13 protein-coding genes are annotated in these 17,675 nt (G+C 45.3%); 3 read left to right on the plus strand and 10 right to left on the minus strand.

Annotated features, from left to right (window positions below; translation table 11 throughout):
* Positions 1-9: 9 nt before the first annotated feature.
* The 4 genes from J3A84_RS13445 to J3A84_RS13460 all read right to left on the minus strand — a co-directional run bounded on the left by J3A84_RS13445 (position 10) and on the right by J3A84_RS13460 (position 5,027).
* Entirely contained in the window at positions 10-1,209 is a 1,200-nt protein-coding gene (locus tag J3A84_RS13445) for a GGDEF domain-containing protein (RefSeq protein ID WP_207600558.1), read from the minus strand.
* Between the two features lie 352 nt (positions 1,210-1,561).
* Entirely contained in the window at positions 1,562-3,829 is a 2,268-nt protein-coding gene (locus tag J3A84_RS13450) for a putative bifunctional diguanylate cyclase/phosphodiesterase (RefSeq protein ID WP_207600559.1), read from the minus strand.
* A 153-nt stretch (positions 3,830-3,982) separates the two neighbouring features.
* A complete protein-coding gene (locus tag J3A84_RS13455) occupies positions 3,983-4,654 on the minus strand; it encodes a DUF3159 domain-containing protein (protein WP_207600560.1) in 672 nt (223 codons plus the stop codon).
* The gene (locus J3A84_RS13460; protein WP_207600561.1) at positions 4,638-5,027 is read right to left on the minus strand and encodes a DUF1475 family protein; all 390 of its coding nucleotides are present in this window, start codon (positions 5,025-5,027) and stop codon (positions 4,638-4,640) included. Before J3A84_RS13460 ends, J3A84_RS13455 begins: the two co-directional genes overlap by 17 nt.
* Positions 5,028-5,224: 197 nt before the next feature.
* Between J3A84_RS13460 and J3A84_RS13465 the strand changes: the two genes are divergently transcribed.
* Positions 5,225-5,914 carry a pseudouridine synthase gene (locus J3A84_RS13465; RefSeq protein WP_207600562.1) on the plus strand — a complete coding sequence of 230 codons (690 nt, stop codon included), beginning with the start codon at positions 5,225-5,227 and terminating at the stop codon, positions 5,912-5,914.
* A gap of 117 nt (positions 5,915-6,031) precedes the next feature.
* Here the strand turns inward: J3A84_RS13465 and J3A84_RS13470 are convergent, their stop codons facing one another.
* The 3 genes from J3A84_RS13470 to J3A84_RS15490 all read right to left on the minus strand — a co-directional run bounded on the left by J3A84_RS13470 (position 6,032) and on the right by J3A84_RS15490 (position 11,495).
* Complete coding sequence (locus J3A84_RS13470) at positions 6,032-7,144, minus strand: M20/M25/M40 family metallo-hydrolase (protein WP_483434096.1); 1,113 nt, start codon at positions 7,142-7,144, stop codon at positions 6,032-6,034.
* A gap of 101 nt (positions 7,145-7,245) precedes the next feature.
* Entirely contained in the window at positions 7,246-8,778 is a 1,533-nt protein-coding gene (locus J3A84_RS13475) for an AbgT family transporter (protein WP_207600564.1), read from the minus strand.
* Between the two features lie 467 nt (positions 8,779-9,245).
* A complete protein-coding gene (locus J3A84_RS15490) occupies positions 9,246-11,495 on the minus strand; it encodes an EAL domain-containing protein (RefSeq protein ID WP_207600565.1) in 2,250 nt (749 codons plus the stop codon).
* Positions 11,496-11,939: 444 nt separating this feature from the next.
* Between J3A84_RS15490 and J3A84_RS13485 the strand changes: the two genes are divergently transcribed.
* Entirely contained in the window at positions 11,940-13,283 is a 1,344-nt protein-coding gene (locus tag J3A84_RS13485; protein ID WP_207600566.1) for a pyridoxal-phosphate dependent enzyme, read from the plus strand.
* A gap of 31 nt (positions 13,284-13,314) precedes the next feature.
* Positions 13,315-13,788, plus strand: a complete 474-nt coding sequence (locus tag J3A84_RS13490) for a VanZ family protein (RefSeq protein ID WP_207600567.1) — start codon at positions 13,315-13,317, stop codon at positions 13,786-13,788.
* A 57-nt stretch (positions 13,789-13,845) separates the two neighbouring features.
* Here the strand turns inward: J3A84_RS13490 and J3A84_RS13495 are convergent, their stop codons facing one another.
* The 3 genes from J3A84_RS13495 to J3A84_RS13505 all read right to left on the minus strand — a co-directional run bounded on the left by J3A84_RS13495 (position 13,846) and on the right by J3A84_RS13505 (position 17,594).
* Complete coding sequence (locus tag J3A84_RS13495) at positions 13,846-14,574, minus strand: TVP38/TMEM64 family protein (RefSeq protein WP_207600568.1); 729 nt, start codon at positions 14,572-14,574, stop codon at positions 13,846-13,848.
* Between the two features lie 106 nt (positions 14,575-14,680).
* Positions 14,681-15,733 (minus strand): 1-aminocyclopropane-1-carboxylate deaminase/D-cysteine desulfhydrase, encoded by a 1,053-nt coding sequence (locus J3A84_RS13500; RefSeq protein ID WP_207600569.1) that lies wholly within the window; start codon positions 15,731-15,733, stop codon positions 14,681-14,683.
* A 58-nt stretch (positions 15,734-15,791) separates the two neighbouring features.
* On the minus strand, positions 15,792-17,594 hold the full coding sequence (locus tag J3A84_RS13505) for a glycerophosphodiester phosphodiesterase family protein (RefSeq protein ID WP_207600570.1): 1,803 nt from the start codon (positions 17,592-17,594) through the stop codon (positions 15,792-15,794).
* Between the last annotated feature and the right edge of the window lie 81 nt (positions 17,595-17,675).

Consider the following 17,675-nt stretch of genomic DNA (forward strand, 5'->3'; position numbering starts at 1 on the left):
TATTTTTCTCTAGCAGTGTCCCTGAATCATCTGCACCTGGTTTCGTCCAGACTCCTTCGCCTTATACATAGCCTGATCCGCAATATTTGTGAGAATGGATGCATCCATGGTTTTTTCCCATTTGGCGACACCGATGCTCACACTTACTTTAACGCTTTCTTTCCCGCCTTCCAGTTCCGAAAGAATTCTTGTCGCAACTTCCCCTGCATCTTCCAGTGAGGTTCCCGGCAGGATGATGTTGAACTCGTCTCCTCCTATCCTGGAGCTGATATCCGTCTTACGAAGGTTCTTTCTGATGACACCTGCCACATACCTTAGCATCCTGTCACCTGCTTCATGCCCATACTGATCGTTGATCTTCTTGAAGTCATCCACGTCGATCATCATGACAGAAAGCTCCCCACCTTTCTTTCTGACCTTTCTGATATGCATTTCCAGCTGTCTGTCGTGATGTCTTCTTGTATAGAGCTTCGTTAGGTAATCTTCGTTGTATGCATTGGACCTGTCTTCTATGATCTTATAGGAATAGAACGTCACCAGTAAGATGATGAAGAGCGCGACCACTGAAATGACCTGATCCACCTTTCTCATCAGATTCCTGACAGTCATGGTTCCGATGTCTACTCCAACAAAACCGATGACCCTCCCCATCTGATCTCTTATAGGTGCATGCCCTGTGATATATTTACCCCAGCCTTCCCATAGAATCATATCAGTACTGATGATCTTATTATCTGTGAGCACATCTTTCTGATAGGAATCCATTTTCTCTGTGGATCCTATGGGTGAAAAGAGATCACTTGCGGGATCTTCTCCATCCAGAAGATACAGCACAGTGTTTTCAGAAAGCTGTTTCATTGTATATATGAAATCCACATTTGTCCCTCTTCTGATTTCTCTGAATATACGCTGCATCCTTTCATAGTAATAGACATCATAGTCCCCCTCCTCATAGTTTTCCACCTGCGTGAGTGCTACATAAGGGGATATATCTTCTTCGATGAACGCAGCTGCAGTCACTGCTGTATTGGTGGCTGTATATCTGAGCTCTTCCAGCAGAAGTCCCTGGACACTTCTATGAATAATTAGTCCGATTCCTGAAAAGATCATCGTCACCAGCAGGAGAATCGATAAGAATGTAATATGTTTCTTTGAAAATATTACTGTAAATAAAGGCTCCGTCCAGGAAGATTTGATTTTCTGCTCCATAGTCACTCCTATCTAACTGATTATATGTGAATAGACGAACATTCCTTGCTGCAATGAACTGCATCCTCTTCTTCATTCAGTTTCACCGAACAATCTTCAGGCTGCAGAAATATGCGAATTTTCTGCATAAATCACGCTCCAGTTGAGGATTTCGTGAAAAATACAATCACTTTATAAATATATCATAGTTATTGCAAATAATATCATTAATTGTGCTTTAGAAAGGTGAATTTTTTGAATTATCCAGGTGATATACCTGTATAATGCCTTTCATCACCTGGTCGTTCAGGAAGATTCAGCTCTTGAAATCAAAATATGCAGCTGTCAAAGAACCAGCTGCATACATAGGAGCTTAACGTTTTTCATTTTCCAGTAGTAAAAACGCCTTTTCGCGACAAACAGCTGGACTGAAAAGAAACCCTTGAAGAGAGTCACATTGGTGCTGTAGAAGAAATTCTCTCTGCATTTCCTCTTCGATTCCTTCTGCCACCACATGCAGACCATATCTGTGTGCCATTTTTATGATGTCTCCGATGATCAGATCTCTATTTGAATTCTCCAGTTTCTGAATGAACTGTCTGTCAATTTTCAATGTATCTATAAGAAGTTCATGAAGCCTTACAAATGAGGAGTATCCTGTACCGAAATCATCCAGAGAAATCTTTACCCCCATATTTCTGAGCTCTCTGAACTTTTTATTGATCATATCCAGATTGTCAATGAGCACGGATTCTGTTATTTCAATTTCAAGCTGGGACGGGCGGATTCCAGACTGCTCGATCTTTTCTCTTATTTCTTGATTGAAACGACTCTGAAGCAGCTGGATTCCGGAAACATTCACATGAATTCTCAAATCTATATAGCCACTGTTTTCCAGATCCTTTATGAATCTCATGGCAAGGTCCATGAAGTAACCGCCCAGTTCCACCATAATGAGGTTCTTTTCTGCAGCTTCGATGAATTCCAGCGGAGATACACGACCGAACAGGCTCGCGTTCATTCTTCCCAGAGCTTCAAATGCGATGATCTTTTTCGTTCTTGTATCGATGATGGGCTGATATTCAAGAAACAGCACGTCTTCATCCTTTTCTTCAATGGCTCTTCTCATTTCCTTCACCAGTATGTCTTCTCTTTGTAGCGACTGATACATTTTTTCATCATAGAGTATAACATCCGTTTCTTCTTTGAAGGTCTGTTCCAGAGCCACAGATGCGTCTTTCACTATGCTGTTGGCATTATCGTAAGATTCATCCACTAAAACCATACCTATCTTAACCGAAAGATAGATATCGATACCGTCAACGCTGAAAGGGCGCTCAAAAGAAGCCGTGATATTCTCTGATAAGACACGCAAATCTATCTCCCCCTCTAGTTTTTCCTTGTATATAAGGAACTGGTCTGCAGTGAAATGAAAAAGCTTAGTTCCAGAAGCTTCAAACTCTCTCAGTTTTTCGGGGATCGCCATCAGCACTTGGTCTCCGAAATGGTACCCATAGGTCAAATTGATACTGTTCAGATTGCTGATTCTTAAAAGAATCAGACCTCTACTTCTTTGGTTCCTATTCTCCAGATCACTTTCCATGAAATTCTCCAGATATAGCTTGTTAGGTAGCCCTGTCAGTTCATGATAATAGGCTGCACTTCTGAGACTTTCATTTTTATTATAGGTCGCTCTCATACTGTAGAGTATGGATCCATAGATCAGCGAAAGCGCAGCTAGACTGAAGAAAGATACATCACGAATCTGTTCCGTTGTCTCTTCTAAAGAATAGGCTATGGAGAGCGCATGCATGTCTTCCTCTACTTCATTCTCAAGATTTATGGGTACAATCACTTTAAAATCCCTGTATTCACTTTCTTCATTAATGAAACTGTATTCTCTGTTCTGTTCCAGCGCTTCTTTTGCTTCCTCCAAACTGGGAAGCGCTTCGGAAAGATGACCCCCTGTGGATCCTATGATATTCATATTCTGGTCCAGAAGATCTATATGCAGAGCAAATTCATTGTTTTTCAGTTCCAGCAGCAAATTGTTCACACTGAATCGATCCAATAACGCATAGACTGTATTTGCTCTCAACCCGACCTGAATGAGTCCTCCGTCATCCATCTTGTAATAGCCGTATTTATAGTAATCCCCGGTGATGGCATCCCGCCTGATTCCTTCTACCAAGCTCTGTTTTCCGCTTTTCAGAAAATAATCGATGGGATGTCCTTCATAGATTTCCCACCCGATAAGGTTCTCCAGATTGGAGTAACGTAGATATCCTGATTGATCATAATAGTCGATTTCATCGACCTTCAGACGTGATGCAAGGTCCTTCAGTTTTTCGTTTGAATACCTTCTGTCGTATAGTGCGACCGACTGCGTACTTAAGCTGATTTTTTCCGACAGCAGATCATCAATGAGTTCTTCGGCTTCAGAAAATCTCGAGATACTTTGAGCATAACTTCTCGCCAGTTTCACCGCTTCTTCCCGTCTCTGATCATAGAAGTGATTTCTGATTCCAGACAAAAGAAAAAAGCCCGAAACAATGAAAATCCCACTTATAAGAAGAAGCGGAATGATGTAGATCCTGAGATCCATTGTTTCAAGCTTGTTGGTTTTCCTTTTGTGTTTCATAGAACCCTCTGTTGACACTCTATATTTATGGTCATTTGTTATATCACATTTCACCTTAATGATTATAACATAATTCAACTCTGAATCCATGAAATATCACTGATTAAATAGTAAATTCTGTTCATTTCGAATATGTATCGTTCACATTTCAAACTAGAATCCTTTTCTCTGACCCCGCCAGGGCTTTTCTTTTCCCTGCATATATTCGTCTACCCCAGGCCCCTCAAGCCTCTGCAGTCTCCAGATGCCGTAAATATAACTGAGTATAAGGATGATGATGGTAGCCGGTGTGCCCATCAGTGTATTCACCCAGAACATCTGGCTGAGGTTTCTTCCCCTGAAAAGAAGAATCTGGATGATAAGGCGAAAGGCAAGGAGAATCGTCCATAGAATGGTCACTTCTCTGTAGGCTGGCTTAACATCTTTTCTCATGAACCAATCCATAGGCCATCCTCTTGTAAGGTGGCTGAGCCATGCAGCCAGGGGTTTCCCGATCAGAAGTGTCCCTAATGAGAGAAGTACCATGAAAGTTCCACTGATGATTTTAGGCAGGAAAAAATTCGATGCATTCCCTGACAGATAGGCAAAACCTACAGCTACTAGGACACCCAGCAGACCTCCCAGCGCGTATTTCAGGTCCTGTTTCCTGAAAATTCTTCTCACGCCGAATCCCACGGCAGTCAGTATCGATATGACAGATGCCACCTCCAGACCCAGGAGTCCATTGATAATGACAAAGACCAGCGGCGGAAAAAGAGCATCAATTGTTTTACCACTCAGCACACTTTTCAGTTCATCAAGTATCTCCTTACTTTTTCCATTCATAATCTTCACTTCGCTTTCTTGCATTTCGTTCTTTGCGAAGCACTTCTTTCTTCCGATCTCCGAGGAAGAATTGAAGCACATCCCCCTTTGACAAGACCAGATGTATAAATACGTAAAGGGCACCAGCAAAAAATCCTAGGATCATCATGGCGAGAATCCATACCACCAATAGCAGAATATTTTTCTCCCTGAATGCGATCCACATGGAAAACAGAGTGAAGCCAACGTATAGATCCACTAGCGACACAATGCCCCAGGGGTTTTCAAGGAGCTTGCCTCCGTCCTCAAAGAAGCTTCCTTGCGTGAACCCGAAAAGAAGAACTGCGCTCATGGCACCTATCCCCATGAAACTGATTGTTTTTGCTGCTTTCATTTTAATTCCTCCACTTGTCTTTTCAATAATTCATCACATTTTGTATTACACCCATTATAATCTATTCCTATGATTCTCAATACTGATTTTCTTCCTCTTCTAAACTTATCACATTATGTGATGACATCACACTAAAAAAACCACTTAATATATCACTTCCACTGTGATACGATGAGAGAAGCGAAAGGAAGAACTATATGAGAATCAATAAACTGCTGAGCAATTATGGATACTGTTCCAGAAAAGAAGCCAATGAATGGATCCGAAATAACAGAATACACATAAATGGCATCCTTGCATTCCCTGGCCAGTGGGTAAAAGAAACGGATGACATTCTTCTGGATGGAGAAAGACTGGAGAAAAAGAAGAAGGTCTATCTGGCTTTTCATAAACCCCCTGGCCTCATCTCTACACGAGAGGAAAGCGTGGAGGAAAACATCATGGCCTTTCTCAATCTCCCTTTCTACGTCTTCCCTGTAGGAAGGCTGGACAAGGAGTCGGAAGGACTGCTTCTACTCACCAATGATGGGGACTGGGCCCACGAGATCCTGTCTGCGGAAAACCATCATGAGAAGGAATACCTTGTCACCGTGGACAAACCCTTAAGCAAATCCTCTCTTAAGACACTCGCCGGTGGTGTGGACATCCGGATCGGGCAGACACGGCCCTGTCAGGTGGAGAAAATCACCGAGGACACCTTCAGGATTGTTCTTACTCAGGGCCTGAACCGCCAGATTCGGCGCATGGCGAAAGCTCTCGGATACCAGGTGACATTCCTGAAAAGGCTTCGGATCCTCAATCTCACCGTCCATGATCTGAATCCCGGTGAGTGGAGATATCTCACGGAAGATGATCTGGAAGATCTGCAGAGGAAGCTTCATAAATGAAAACCGCTGATGAATCCGTTTGGATTACAGATCGAAAATACAGCCACATGGAAAGGATCCTTCGACACCGAAATGGGTGCTTGAAGGATCCTTCTCAATTAGAATGATTAAACTGTATTAAGCTTTCATAAGCTCCACAACGATTCTGGCGGTATTTTCCAGATCGATGATATGCAGATGCTCTTCCAGGGTATGAGGTTTTCTTTCTCCGATGCCAAGGTTGATGGCGGCAACGCCGTTGGCATTGAAGATATTGGTATCGCTACCTCCGCCGGATGTGGTGGTTCTGGTGGGAATGCCAAGCTTTTCGCAGGCTTCTTCCACCGCCTTCACCGTAGGATGGTCCACCGGAATGTTGAAGGCACCATAGGCATTTTCCACCTGAACATCCTCTTTTCCATGAAACTTTCTGGCCGCATCTTCACAGCACTTCACCATGTGGTCAGACTGCACCTTCAGCTTCTCATTGTCGAGGCTTCTCGCTTCCGCATGGAAAATCACTTCTTTGGTCACGATGTTGGTGGCGCCCCCACCGGAGATGCTACCGATGTTGGCCGTGGTCTCTTCATCCACACGCAGAAGCTTCATGCTGCTGATGGCTTCAGCCGCCATCATGATGGCGCTGATGCCTGTCTCTGGTGCTACCCCGGCATGGGCTGGCTTTCCTGTGAACTTCACATCGATCTTGTTCTGTGCAGGTCCCTGGACAATGATGTCTCCCGGATCTCCACCGCTGTCCAGCACAAATCCCATCTTCGCATCGATCTTTGTGTAATCCAGATTCTTAGAGCCGAAAAGGCCCCCCTCTTCATAGATGGTGAAGGCGATTTCGATGTCTCCATGAGGAAGATTCTCTTCTTTCAGCACCGTGAGGGCCTCCATGATGGATGCAATCCCCGCTTTGTCATCTCCACCGAGAATCGTAGTCCCGTCGCTATAGATGGTGCCATCCACAATCTTCGGCTTCACGCCTCTGCTGGGAGATACCGTATCCATGTGCGAGCTGAAGAGAATGGTTTCCTTCTCCGCATTTCCTTTGAGCTTTGCAATGAGATTGCCGCTGTTGCTGCCTGTCTTTTCTGCCGCATCATCCATGACCACGCTAAGGCCAAGTTCTTCCAGTTCTTTCTTCAGAATCAGCGCGAATTCTCTTTCTTCTTTGGTCGGACTGTCGATCTGCACATAACGCATGAATCTGTCCACCAGTCTTTCTTTGTTGATCAAGTTCATCTCTCCTTTATCAGTGTATTTCGGGTTTCAGTCAGAGGATAACATAGAAATAAAAAGTCTGTGTAAAAAAATAAGGCTGAAAAACAGCCTTATTTTAAAAACTAAATGTGAATGAACGCTCCAGGTCCCAGTGGCAGGTTCGCCACGTACCAGACGATCATCATAAGAACCCATCCAGCCAGGAATACAAGTGTGTATGGTACCATGGTCGCAATGATGGTTCCGATACCGCTTTCCTTGTCATACTTCTTGGCGAATACCACGATCATGGCAAAGTAGCTCATGAGTGGGGAGATGATGTTCGTTGTGGAGTCACCGATTCTGTAAGCAGCCTGTGTCAGCTCTGGGGAAAGTCCCAGTCTCATCATCATCGGTACGAAGATCGGTGCCATGATGGCCCACTTCGCTGATGCGGAACCCATAAACAGGTTCAGGAAGGCTGAAATCACAATGAATCCGAGAATCAGTGGAAGTCCGGTGAATCCGATTCCCTCCAGGAATTCCGCACCCTTAACAGAAAGGATGGTTCCCAGATTGGACTTACCGAAGTAGGATACGAACTGTGCAGCAAAGAATGCCAGCACCAGGTATCCACCCATGCTCTTCATGGCATCGGTCATGGATTCAACCAGGTCGTTGGTGGTCTTGATCTTGCCTACAGTCTTACCGTACACATAACCAGGAATCATGAAGACAAGAAGAATCATGAAGATCAGACCCTTGCTCAGGAATTCTGTGATTACAAGCTCTCCGTCCGCATTGGGTGCCTTCAGAAGGGCATTTTCAGGTACAGTGAGGATCAGCATGATGACAGCGAAAATCAGAAGAGAAATACCTGCATTTCTGAGTCCTCTGTTTTCAACATCGGTGATCTTTTCCTTGTTTGGTTCGAAATCTCCGTGGTAAGCACCAAGATTCTTTTCCACAATTTTCTCGGTTACGATGGTACCCAGAATTGTCAGAAGGAATGTGGAAGCTACCATGAAGTAGTAGTTTGCGGTTGGAAGGACCTGTACAGTGGATCCTGCAGCTTCAAGAGCGGCGTTTGTGATACCACCTAGGAGCGGATCCAGTGTTCCGATCAGAAGGTTCGCGGAGAATCCAGCAGATACACCGGCAAATGCTGCCGCAAGACCTGCGATGGGATGTCTGCCTGCACCTGCGAACATGATTGCACCCAGTGGAATAACCACTACATATCCAGCATCAGATGCCACGTTGGACATGATACCGGAGAACACAACCACTGCTGTAAGCAGTCTTGCTGGAACATTAGTCAGAAGCTTCTTCAGGGCTGTTGAAATCAGACCTGACCATTCAGCAACACCAACACCGAGCATCGCTACAAGAACGGTTCCCAGTGGAGCAAATCCTGTAAAGTTACTGGTTGCACTGTTGAAGATATAACGCAGTCCTTCAGCGGAAAACAGGTTCTCCGCACCGATGGTCACGTCGGCAGCCTGTTTTGCATCGTAGTAGGTTACCTGTGTACCGATCAGTGATACGATATAAGAAATGATCACAACTGCTACACTTAGAATGACAAATATGATTGCTGGATGTGGCAGAGCGTTTCCTACAACTTCGATGGTTTTCAGAACACCTTTTTTGTCTTTGTTGTTTGTTTTAGCCATTAGTTTACCTCCCTTAGGTTTTTGACATTCGTAATTATATCAACATGTAAACCTTTTTTCAATGAATTCGATAATCTATACAAATATCGCAATGAATTTTCATAATAAATTTGAATCTCACATGCTTTACCTTTGAGATTTCTCAATTTATTGCTGAAATAAACATTGACATCACAAATTATCCAGCTATTGTTAAACGATTACCATGTCTTTATATTCTGAATTTTAATATCATTAAACGAATTGTCCGCATAGGAAATACTACCATCCTTCTGATAATTACACAAGAGGAAATGAAAAATTTATTACTAAAAGAGTTTCCTACTATCCCTATGTCCTTTTCAAACTTTCATCCTGTAGATGCCTTCATGAGTTTCCTGAAATTGCAGTACCTCATTTTATTTTTTCCTGCGAGGCGATAAAAAGGATGGTAACCTTATGGCTCCATCCTTCTTTTGTATTATTTTTTATGAAGTTGCTCTTAGCATAGTGATGGCTTTTTCCTCATTCAGTGGCCTGCTGAAGTAATACCCTTGCATGATCTCACATCCGTTTCGCATGAGGTACTCCCGCTGAATCCCACTTTCTACACCCTCTGCTATGACCTGTAGACCCAGTTTATGGGCCATGGAGATGATATCATTGGTGATCAGATTCTTCTCCGTTCCTTTGATGATCTTCATGATGAAATGTCGATCAATCTTCACGATATCGATATTGAGCTCTCCAATGCTTGCCAGCGAAGAGAATCCCGTGCCGAAATCGTCCATGGAGACTTCAATCCCCATATTTCTCAGCTTCTGAAGCACGTCATTGATCATCGCGTAGTTTTCAAGCATGACACTCTCTGTAATCTCTAGCTCCAGATTCTTGGTTTCAATACCTGTACGCGCCACAATATCTGATACCGTATCCACAAAATCATCCATGAGCAGCTGTATGCCTGATACATTCACCGCCATCCGTATGTCACGATACCCCATACTGACCAGCTTCCTTGTAAAGATGCAGGCCTTTTCAAGGATCATGGTGCCGAGTGGAAGAATCAGCTGCTTTTTCTCAGCAATATCTATGAATTCTACCGGTGAAACAAATCCCAGCTTTTTTGAATTCATACGTGCCAGAGCTTCAAATCCCACAATCTGATTGGTCTTTGCATTGATCTTGGGTTGGTACTCCAGATGAATGATATCATCATTCATGTTTTTATACGATCTGACCAGTTCCAGCTCAATGACCTCTTCACGATCTACCTTATTTCTCATTTCCGCATTGAAGATCATATGATCGCTTACACCATCCGCAAGATATGTGATGGTGATGGAGGCGTCCTTCATGAGATCATCCACATTTCTATAGCGGTCACTGATTTCCACAATGCCGATTTCCGGTCTGATCTGCTTATTCTTTCTCAGATACTCAAATGGCTTCTCAAAGACCTGCGTAATGATTCTGCTGATCTTTTCAAGATCCTGCGCATCCTTATACCCTTCCACGTAGAAGAGGAACCTGTCTCCGGAAAACCGGAAGAGAATCCCCTTCTTTTCCAGAGCTTTCTCCAACCTCTGAGAAATCTCCTTTATAATCAGGTCTCCCACTTCAAAACCCAATGCGATATTGATCGTTCGGAAGTTTCTCATATTAATGAGAAAAATCGCTTTGTTCGATATCTTCTTCTGTCCAATCTTTCCAGTCAGAAACTCCTTCATATATACGTCATTCGGCAGCTTGGTCAACGGATCAAAATATGCAAGCTTCATATGCTTATTCGTCTTATTGTAGGTGATCACAATGAGAATGCCCATCACCACGACAATACTAAGAAGCACCAGAAAGCCGCTGCCGATGATATGAAATGCAGCATCAAAAAATCCTGAAACATTTTGACCTACAGCAAGGGTACCTATTTTTACAGAATCCACATAAACCGGTACATAGACCTGATAGGCATTCTGATTCATCACATCAGAAATCTTGTCCACTTCCTGGTTGAGATCCATGGCAAGTGTGATTTCCGGGTCTGTTATGATCTGTCCGATGAACTCCTGGTGGGTGGATTCAAGAATTTTATGATCCAGACCGATGAAATGAGAGAAATCCACCGTATAGCTCTTTCCGATATCAGAAAGGAGCTGCTTCATTTCAAAGTCATTCAGAAAACCTTCTATGCTTTCAGCCGATACGCCAACCTGGAAAAAGCGACCATCACTTAATCTTGTATAACTGTATTTGTATTTTCTGTCGCTTTCCGAGTCTTTCCTGACTTCTTCCACATGAAAGTCCGTTCCACTTCTCATGAAATCGAAGACCGGATGTCCTTCAGGTGCTTTCCATCCGATATACTCTTCCGAACTGGAAAATCGAATCACACCGTTTCGGTCATAAGAGTAGATCACATCCACATTGAGGTCTTCTGCCAAAGTAGTCATTAGTTCATTGCTATGCACTCCTGTTCTCTGGGAAAGTGCACTACTCGCTGTCTCGAGTCTTTCATCAATAAGACTGTAGAGAAGTTCCTTCGCTTTGGTGGACTTATTCAGATTCTGAGAATAGACTCTCGCAACATTGATGGCATCGGATTTTATATAGTCGTAATTATTCCTGATCCAACTGGTTATCGTACCATAGATCAGATAGGAAAACGAAATTGTTATCAAAAGAAATGGGATAACAAAATATTTCAGATCCACGGATTTAGATTTCATACTTTTCTTCACAACAAACTCCAAGGGCTTTATCCCAATTTACGTCGAGGTTTCGCCACGTAATTACTCATTCTAGATATCGGCTGAACTTCAAAAAAGTAAAGCATAAAAGGAAAAATGATTTATAACTTTTGCCTATCTGTTCTACTTCACTGGTTATCATTCTTGAACAGAAGACACCTATAATTTCTCTGAAATAACGGAGCGCTACAGAGTTAGTATATTGCTATCACTAGATTGCACAAGGTTTATTATACATCATTTACCACTTTAATAAACAAAAAGATTTCAGTCTCTGTCAGGGTTTTCCATAAAACTGATGGGTGGCCTGTTTTTTCACATTGTGTTACCCTTATAAATAGATAGATCGTGTAAGCGAAGCTTACTTTCATTATGGAGATAACAGGAATTGTTATGCTCAAATACCAAAATAATTTAAGAAAGAGGAGTGAATGTATGAATATTTCTGGAAAAACCCCCCTCATGAGAGCAAAAAATCTGGAGAAGATTTTTGACGTCGGAGAAATATATCTGAAGCTTGAAGGTGCAAATCCTTCTCACCACAAATATGATCGAATTGCCGAGGTAATGGTCAGGGACTGTACCATGAAAGGATACGATACTCTACTGACCGATGGTGCACTGGATTACATCAGTGCCGTTCTGTATTTCGCCGTGCGATACGAAATCAATGTAAGAATCGCCCGCTTCAGAGGAGAAAAATGGAAAGAGTCCACTTTCAGCGGAGAGGAATTCATCTCCTTCTCCAACCGACCTAGCGAGAAAGCACATCTCATCGACTCCTACTGCAGAGACCATAAAATCTACAATGCCAGCAACGGCTACCACAACAAGAATCTCAGTGTCATCCCCCTTCAGAAGATCGGAGAGGAGATCGTGGACCGGCTGGGTGAAGAAATCACCACCGTGTTCACCCAGCTGAGCTACGGATATACGGTTTCCGCCCTGCACAACGGATTCATGGACAAATGGGTTTCAGGTGAACTTCAGATGACGCCCAAGATCTATTCCTGCACCATCCCCAAAGGAAACTTCATCTTCGATGACTTCAGAAAAAGCTATGCCCTGGCGGATCTGGAGAACTACAAAGTCTCCGTCAACAAATATACCAGAGATCTTTTCACCGGCGACAGCTTCCTCCTGGAGGAAACCCTCCAGGCCATCTACGACACCCAGGGCAATCTCCTGTCCGTGGATGAGGCGCTCCTCAAGGAAAGCGTCCAGCTGCTGAAGAAGCAGGAGAACATTCTGCTTTCCACAGAAGAAGGCTACCCTTTTGCCGGCTTCTACAAAATGGTGAAGGACGGTAAGCTGGAAAAAGGAAAGCATGTCATTGTCTTAAACGATGGAAGAAGCGATCTGACTATGATCCGAATCGAAGATTTTGAGACCTACAGCAGGGACACCCTGGGTTCCTATATCGAAGAATGGCTTCAAAGCTACAAAGATCCCATCGAAGAGACCCTGGATGCCCTGGACCATGGTGTGAAAGACGGGTATATTCTTCTGGCCCTAAGAAATAATGTTCCTCAGGGCATCTGCCTTGTGGTTCATACGGGCTTCGATAATTTCATCCCCACCTATCACCTGGCCTATATCGCTACCAAAGAGGGTAACAAGGGAAGAGGCATCGCCACCACACTGATCTCAGAGATGCTGGAGCTCACCGGTGGAAACATGTCTCTGCATGTGGACCTACCGAACAAGCGGGCCAGAAAGCTCTATGAGAAGCTTGGATTCAAAGCGAAATACTACCGCATGATCCACTCCCCCAATTAAGATCACAAAAAAAGAAAACCGGAGAACCGATATGAAGAAACACACAGACTATGTCAGATGGCTTCCCGCCATCCTCTGGATGGGCGTGATCTTCTTCCTGTCCCATCAGGGGGCTGGAAGTTCAAGCACCCTCAGTTCAGGAATCACGAAAACCATCCATGACCTCCTCACGACGCTTCTCCCCTGGCTGGAACTGGATCTGGATTTCTTCCACTTTCTGGTCAGAAAAGGCGCTCATTTCACTGCCTATCTGATCCTCGGCCTCCTGGTATCCTACGCCAGGAGGCCGGAAGGCCCGAAGGCTTACGGAAGCGTCTTTATACTCTGCGCGTTGTATGCCATGAGTGATGAATTCCATCAGTCCTTCATCCCGGGCAGAAGCGGTGAACTGAGAGACGTACTCCTCGACAGCGCCGGTGCCCTGACAGGCATTCTGCTGTTTCTGAGCCTGACATGTCGAAGAGTGCGCATAACAGTCAGAGAATCCAGCCGAAAATCCGCATAAAGTGAAGAAGGGCAGAAGAAACGATACGGTTTCTTCTGCCCTTCTTTCTTTGAGTTTTCATAAGGAGTCCGGAGACTCTTCACTTTCCAGAACCTTTTCCTCGGCAGTATGATAGCGGTACTTCTTCGACCAGGCGTAGATCATGTAATAGTAGGCCGCTTTCAGGGCCACCGCCAGAAGAGTTCCTGTCTTCTGCTCCATGAAATCCGATGCCATGGCGATGAGCAGCACATTGATGCCCTGTCCGATGCCTACTGTGATGAAGGTGGTGGTCACATAATCCATGAGCGATACGGTACTGACGCCGAAGATGAGATTACCCAGACTGAAGGGCATGAACGGAAGAGCGCGCACGAAAAGCGCATAACTGAAGCCATGGTCTCTGATGCGAAGAAGCATCTCCTCCAGAGGTACTTCTCTCTCTTTTCTTGTATAGATTCTCCTAATCCATTTCTCCACATTTCCTCTGTAGAGCTTTGCAAAGGCATAGGAAATCATCGCTGCCAGAAGACCCGCCAGGGTGATGTATAAAATGCCGCTGACTTCAAAGAGAAGTCCCGCTGCGCCAGCCACCGGAGAGATCGGAACGAAAAAGACCAGAAGCACTGTGGCAATGATAATGAACGGAATCCTCACAGAGCTTTTCTCCGCCATCTCATGAAGAGTGCCAAGGATCCGGTCCACATTATAGATATCAAAATTCTGGACCAGATAGAAGAAGAGGAAAATGAATCCCAAGAGTACCACACTTTTCAAGATCTTCTTCCATGCATTTCCTGTATCCATGATGATTCCTTCTTTCTTTATGAATCAAGCCCTTCCAGAGAGCCTTCTTCTGCATTGTTTCTGTAATTCACTTATTTTAGCACAAAGCGGCAGAATGCACTACAAATCATCTGAAGATTTCCCCCAGAATCTTCCTTTCGGCGAAGAGCGCAGTGGCACCCCCTGTATGCCAGAAAACAACTGTGCTGCCCTTCTCAATGACCCCTTTTCGGATATGGTCCAGCATGCCGGAAAAGGCCTTGGCGGTATAGACCGGATCCAGGAAGATCCCTTCCATTTCCGCCAGAAGCCTGAGGGCTCTGGAGCCTTCTCTACTGGGCACTTCATACCCTTCTCCGTAGTAGCCGCCGATCACCGCAAGATCCTCCTGAAGGACGCGTTCTGGACGATTCAGAAGAGCAAGCGCTCCATTGGCATGATGCACCACTCTTTGCTCATAGCCTTCGCCGCCGATGCCGACACCGATGGAGCGGATCAGCGTTTCCGACTGAAGAAGCTTTTTCCCCGCCACAAGGCCAGCCAGCGTCCCCCCTGTCCCCGTAGCGTGATAAAGATACTGCGCTTTCTTCCCGATGCGCTGAAGATCTTCGGCAAGCTCCACATAGGCCTCCGAAAATCCCAGAGAACCGATGGCATTGGCGCCGCCCATGGGGATTTCATAGCATGTCCTTCCTTCCGCCTTCAAGGTGTCCATACGCATCTTCACTTTCTCACGGATTCTCTCCTCCGCAACCATCATGTCGACACCATCGGAAGGCTCCAGATGGATTTCTGCGCCCATGATCCTGTCCAGCAGGAGATTCCCATAAGGGTTCTCCTGATCCGACCCGATGAGATCTGTCAGATAAAGAACCGGATGAAGTCCCAGCCTTCTGCAGGCGGTCACCGTCTGCATGGCATGGTTCGACTGACTGGCCCCGTAGGTGAATATGGTATCCGCTCCTACTTGCAGTGCATGGGCCATGAGATACTCCAGTTTTCTGATTTTATTTCCTCCGAACTGGCTGATGCCCGTCAGATCATCTCTCTTGAGGTAGATTTCCACCCCCAGCCTCTCTGATAGCCTGTCCAGTCTCTGCAGCGGGGTGGGGAAGAACCCCAGCTTTACTTTCTTTATATTTCCAATGATCGCTCTCGCTTCTTCGATCCGTTTATTCATACCGATCTCCTTCCATTTTCATCCATTATCAGATCTGCCCCATTCAAGGCTTCACTCTTTACTGAGGGGTCTCCACTTCCGTCAGCTTTTCCTTCAGCGTCTCTGTTCCAAGCATTTCCGTGACCAGAGCCACATTGCTTGTAATGACCCCGTCGATGTCATACTGCAGAGCATTCTTCATGTCCTCTTCCGTTTTCACCACCCAGACGAAGATCCCCCGCTCCGCATCATGGGCGCGTTTCACCAGATTCTGACTCAGCATGTTCATCTGCACCGTATAGAAATCCACATCCAGCTGATTCAGCCTGCCGAATGCGGCATAGAGGATCTGTCCCAGCCTGATGTCCTCATCCAGGGCTCTGATTTCCCGGAGAAAACTGTACTCAAAGGACTGGATGTAGGAAAACTCCTTCATGCCGTTTTCTTCCAGTTCCTCCAGTATTTTCACCGCCACTTCCCCTCTCTTCTCACTGACCTTCACATCCAGAAGCACTTCTCCTTGACCCTTTACAGCCTGAAGCGCTTCCTTGAGGGTTGGTATCTTCTCTCCGGTGAAATCTTCCTGAAATCTGCTGCCGATTTCCAGGTCCATGAGCCCATCATAAGTGAAGTCCGCCACGGATTCCGGCACACCAGCCATACGCAGAAGGGAGGTGTCATGATGCAGAACCAGCACACCATCTTTAGTCATCTGCACATCCATCTCAATGACAGCGGCGCCTAAATTCAGTGCCGACTCGATGGCACTCAGGGAATTCTCCGGTGCGTTCATGGCGTCGGCTCTATGGGCTGCCACCAGAATCTTTCTTCCTGCATAGAGAAAACCGTCATTGACGCTGTAGCTTAAGGTGAAGGAAATCAGAAGGCTTAGAAGAAACAGAAAAGTGAATGCGATTCTCTTGTTTTTGAGATTATGCCGAAGGGCCTCTTCCTTCCTCATGAGCCAGTGCCATTTCACGGTGGTGATCTTATCCGACACATCCAGCCCCAGTTTCCTTTGCTCTCTGTAGTAGACTCTGGTCAGATAGAGAAGATTCACAGGCAGAAGAATCATGAGATAGATGAAGAGGCTGAGCCCTGTGAAGGTGATGTAATAATTCCTCACGATATAGTTCACAGGAAGGTTTAAAAGCTGCGGAATCCGGGCCATCAGGTAGAAGAAGAGAAAGAACAGGCCAAGAAGCACCGCGTTCACCAGGAGCAGTCTCAGAAGCAGTCTGCCTCTGATGCCCCTGGTCAGCATGGCGCTGCTTTTCAGCGAGGCTCGGATGGATCTGCGTTCAAAAAACACCTCATGGAAGGCGAACATCCAGCGGATGAGAAAATAGATCATGAGAACCAGCGCTGCCATGTACAGCACTGTACCGAACCGGAAAGAATCCAGATTCCTCACAAGGGCCGGTGGAACATCCAGAAATCTTCTCACGATGGGGTTAGCGGGAAACTCCAGCAGCGGAAAAATAAGAAACAGGAGCAGAAGAAGATACAGCGCTTCAAACCGGAACAACCTCGGAATGGCTCTTATGGCCGTCATAAACGCTTCTGTCACCAGGATGTCTTTCTGGAAGATCTTCTTCTGGGATAGAATCAGATAGGTGCCCATGAGGACAAAGAGAAAGAGGGTGCTGAGCAGCAGCAGACCCAAAGCGGAGCCCATCGCCCTTGGCTGTAGAAGAATCTTGAACACATCCAGATTCAGAAGAACGCCGCCCTCCACGGAGAGAAAAACACGATTGATCACATAGGAGAGAATCGGTATAAACAGGATGCCGAAAAGAATCAGGTAGAGCAGGCCGAAATTCACATACAGTCTGTAATGCTTTCTCATATCCCTTATACTGTCCAATAGGTCTCTCAGCATGGATCTACTCCCCTTTCTCTGACGGACGACTCTGCGTTTATTCTATGCTTCTACAATAATACAGAAATGGTCTTTCTGTAT

It is taken from the genome of Proteiniclasticum aestuarii (assembly GCF_017368455.1).
GTDB lineage: Bacteria > Bacillota > Clostridia > Clostridiales > Clostridiaceae > Proteiniclasticum > Proteiniclasticum aestuarii.

Excerpts from the sequence above, each read along its gene's own strand:
- J3A84_RS13445 (WP_207600558.1), bottom strand. The coding sequence starts at position 1,209 with ATGGAGCAGAAAATCAAATCTTCCTGGACGGAGCCTTTATTTACAGTA.
- J3A84_RS13450 (WP_207600559.1), bottom strand. The coding sequence starts at position 3,829 with ATGAAACACAAAAGGAAAACCAACAAGCTTGAAACAATGGATCTCAGG.
- J3A84_RS13455 (WP_207600560.1), bottom strand. The coding sequence starts at position 4,654 with ATGAATGGAAAAAGTAAGGAGATACTTGATGAACTGAAAAGTGTGCTG.
- J3A84_RS13460 (WP_207600561.1), bottom strand. The coding sequence starts at position 5,027 with ATGAAAGCAGCAAAAACAATCAGTTTCATGGGGATAGGTGCCATGAGC.
- J3A84_RS13465 (WP_207600562.1), top strand. The coding sequence starts at position 5,225 with ATGAGAATCAATAAACTGCTGAGCAATTATGGATACTGTTCCAGAAAA.
- J3A84_RS13470 (WP_483434096.1), bottom strand. The coding sequence starts at position 7,144 with ATGAACTTGATCAACAAAGAAAGACTGGTGGACAGATTCATGCGTTAT.
- J3A84_RS13475 (WP_207600564.1), bottom strand. The coding sequence starts at position 8,778 with ATGGCTAAAACAAACAACAAAGACAAAAAAGGTGTTCTGAAAACCATC.
- J3A84_RS13485 (WP_207600566.1), top strand. The coding sequence starts at position 11,940 with ATGAATATTTCTGGAAAAACCCCCCTCATGAGAGCAAAAAATCTGGAG.
- J3A84_RS13490 (WP_207600567.1), top strand. The coding sequence starts at position 13,315 with ATGAAGAAACACACAGACTATGTCAGATGGCTTCCCGCCATCCTCTGG.
- J3A84_RS13495 (WP_207600568.1), bottom strand. The coding sequence starts at position 14,574 with ATGGATACAGGAAATGCATGGAAGAAGATCTTGAAAAGTGTGGTACTC.
- J3A84_RS13500 (WP_207600569.1), bottom strand. The coding sequence starts at position 15,733 with ATGAATAAACGGATCGAAGAAGCGAGAGCGATCATTGGAAATATAAAG.
- J3A84_RS13505 (WP_207600570.1), bottom strand. The coding sequence starts at position 17,594 with ATGCTGAGAGACCTATTGGACAGTATAAGGGATATGAGAAAGCATTAC.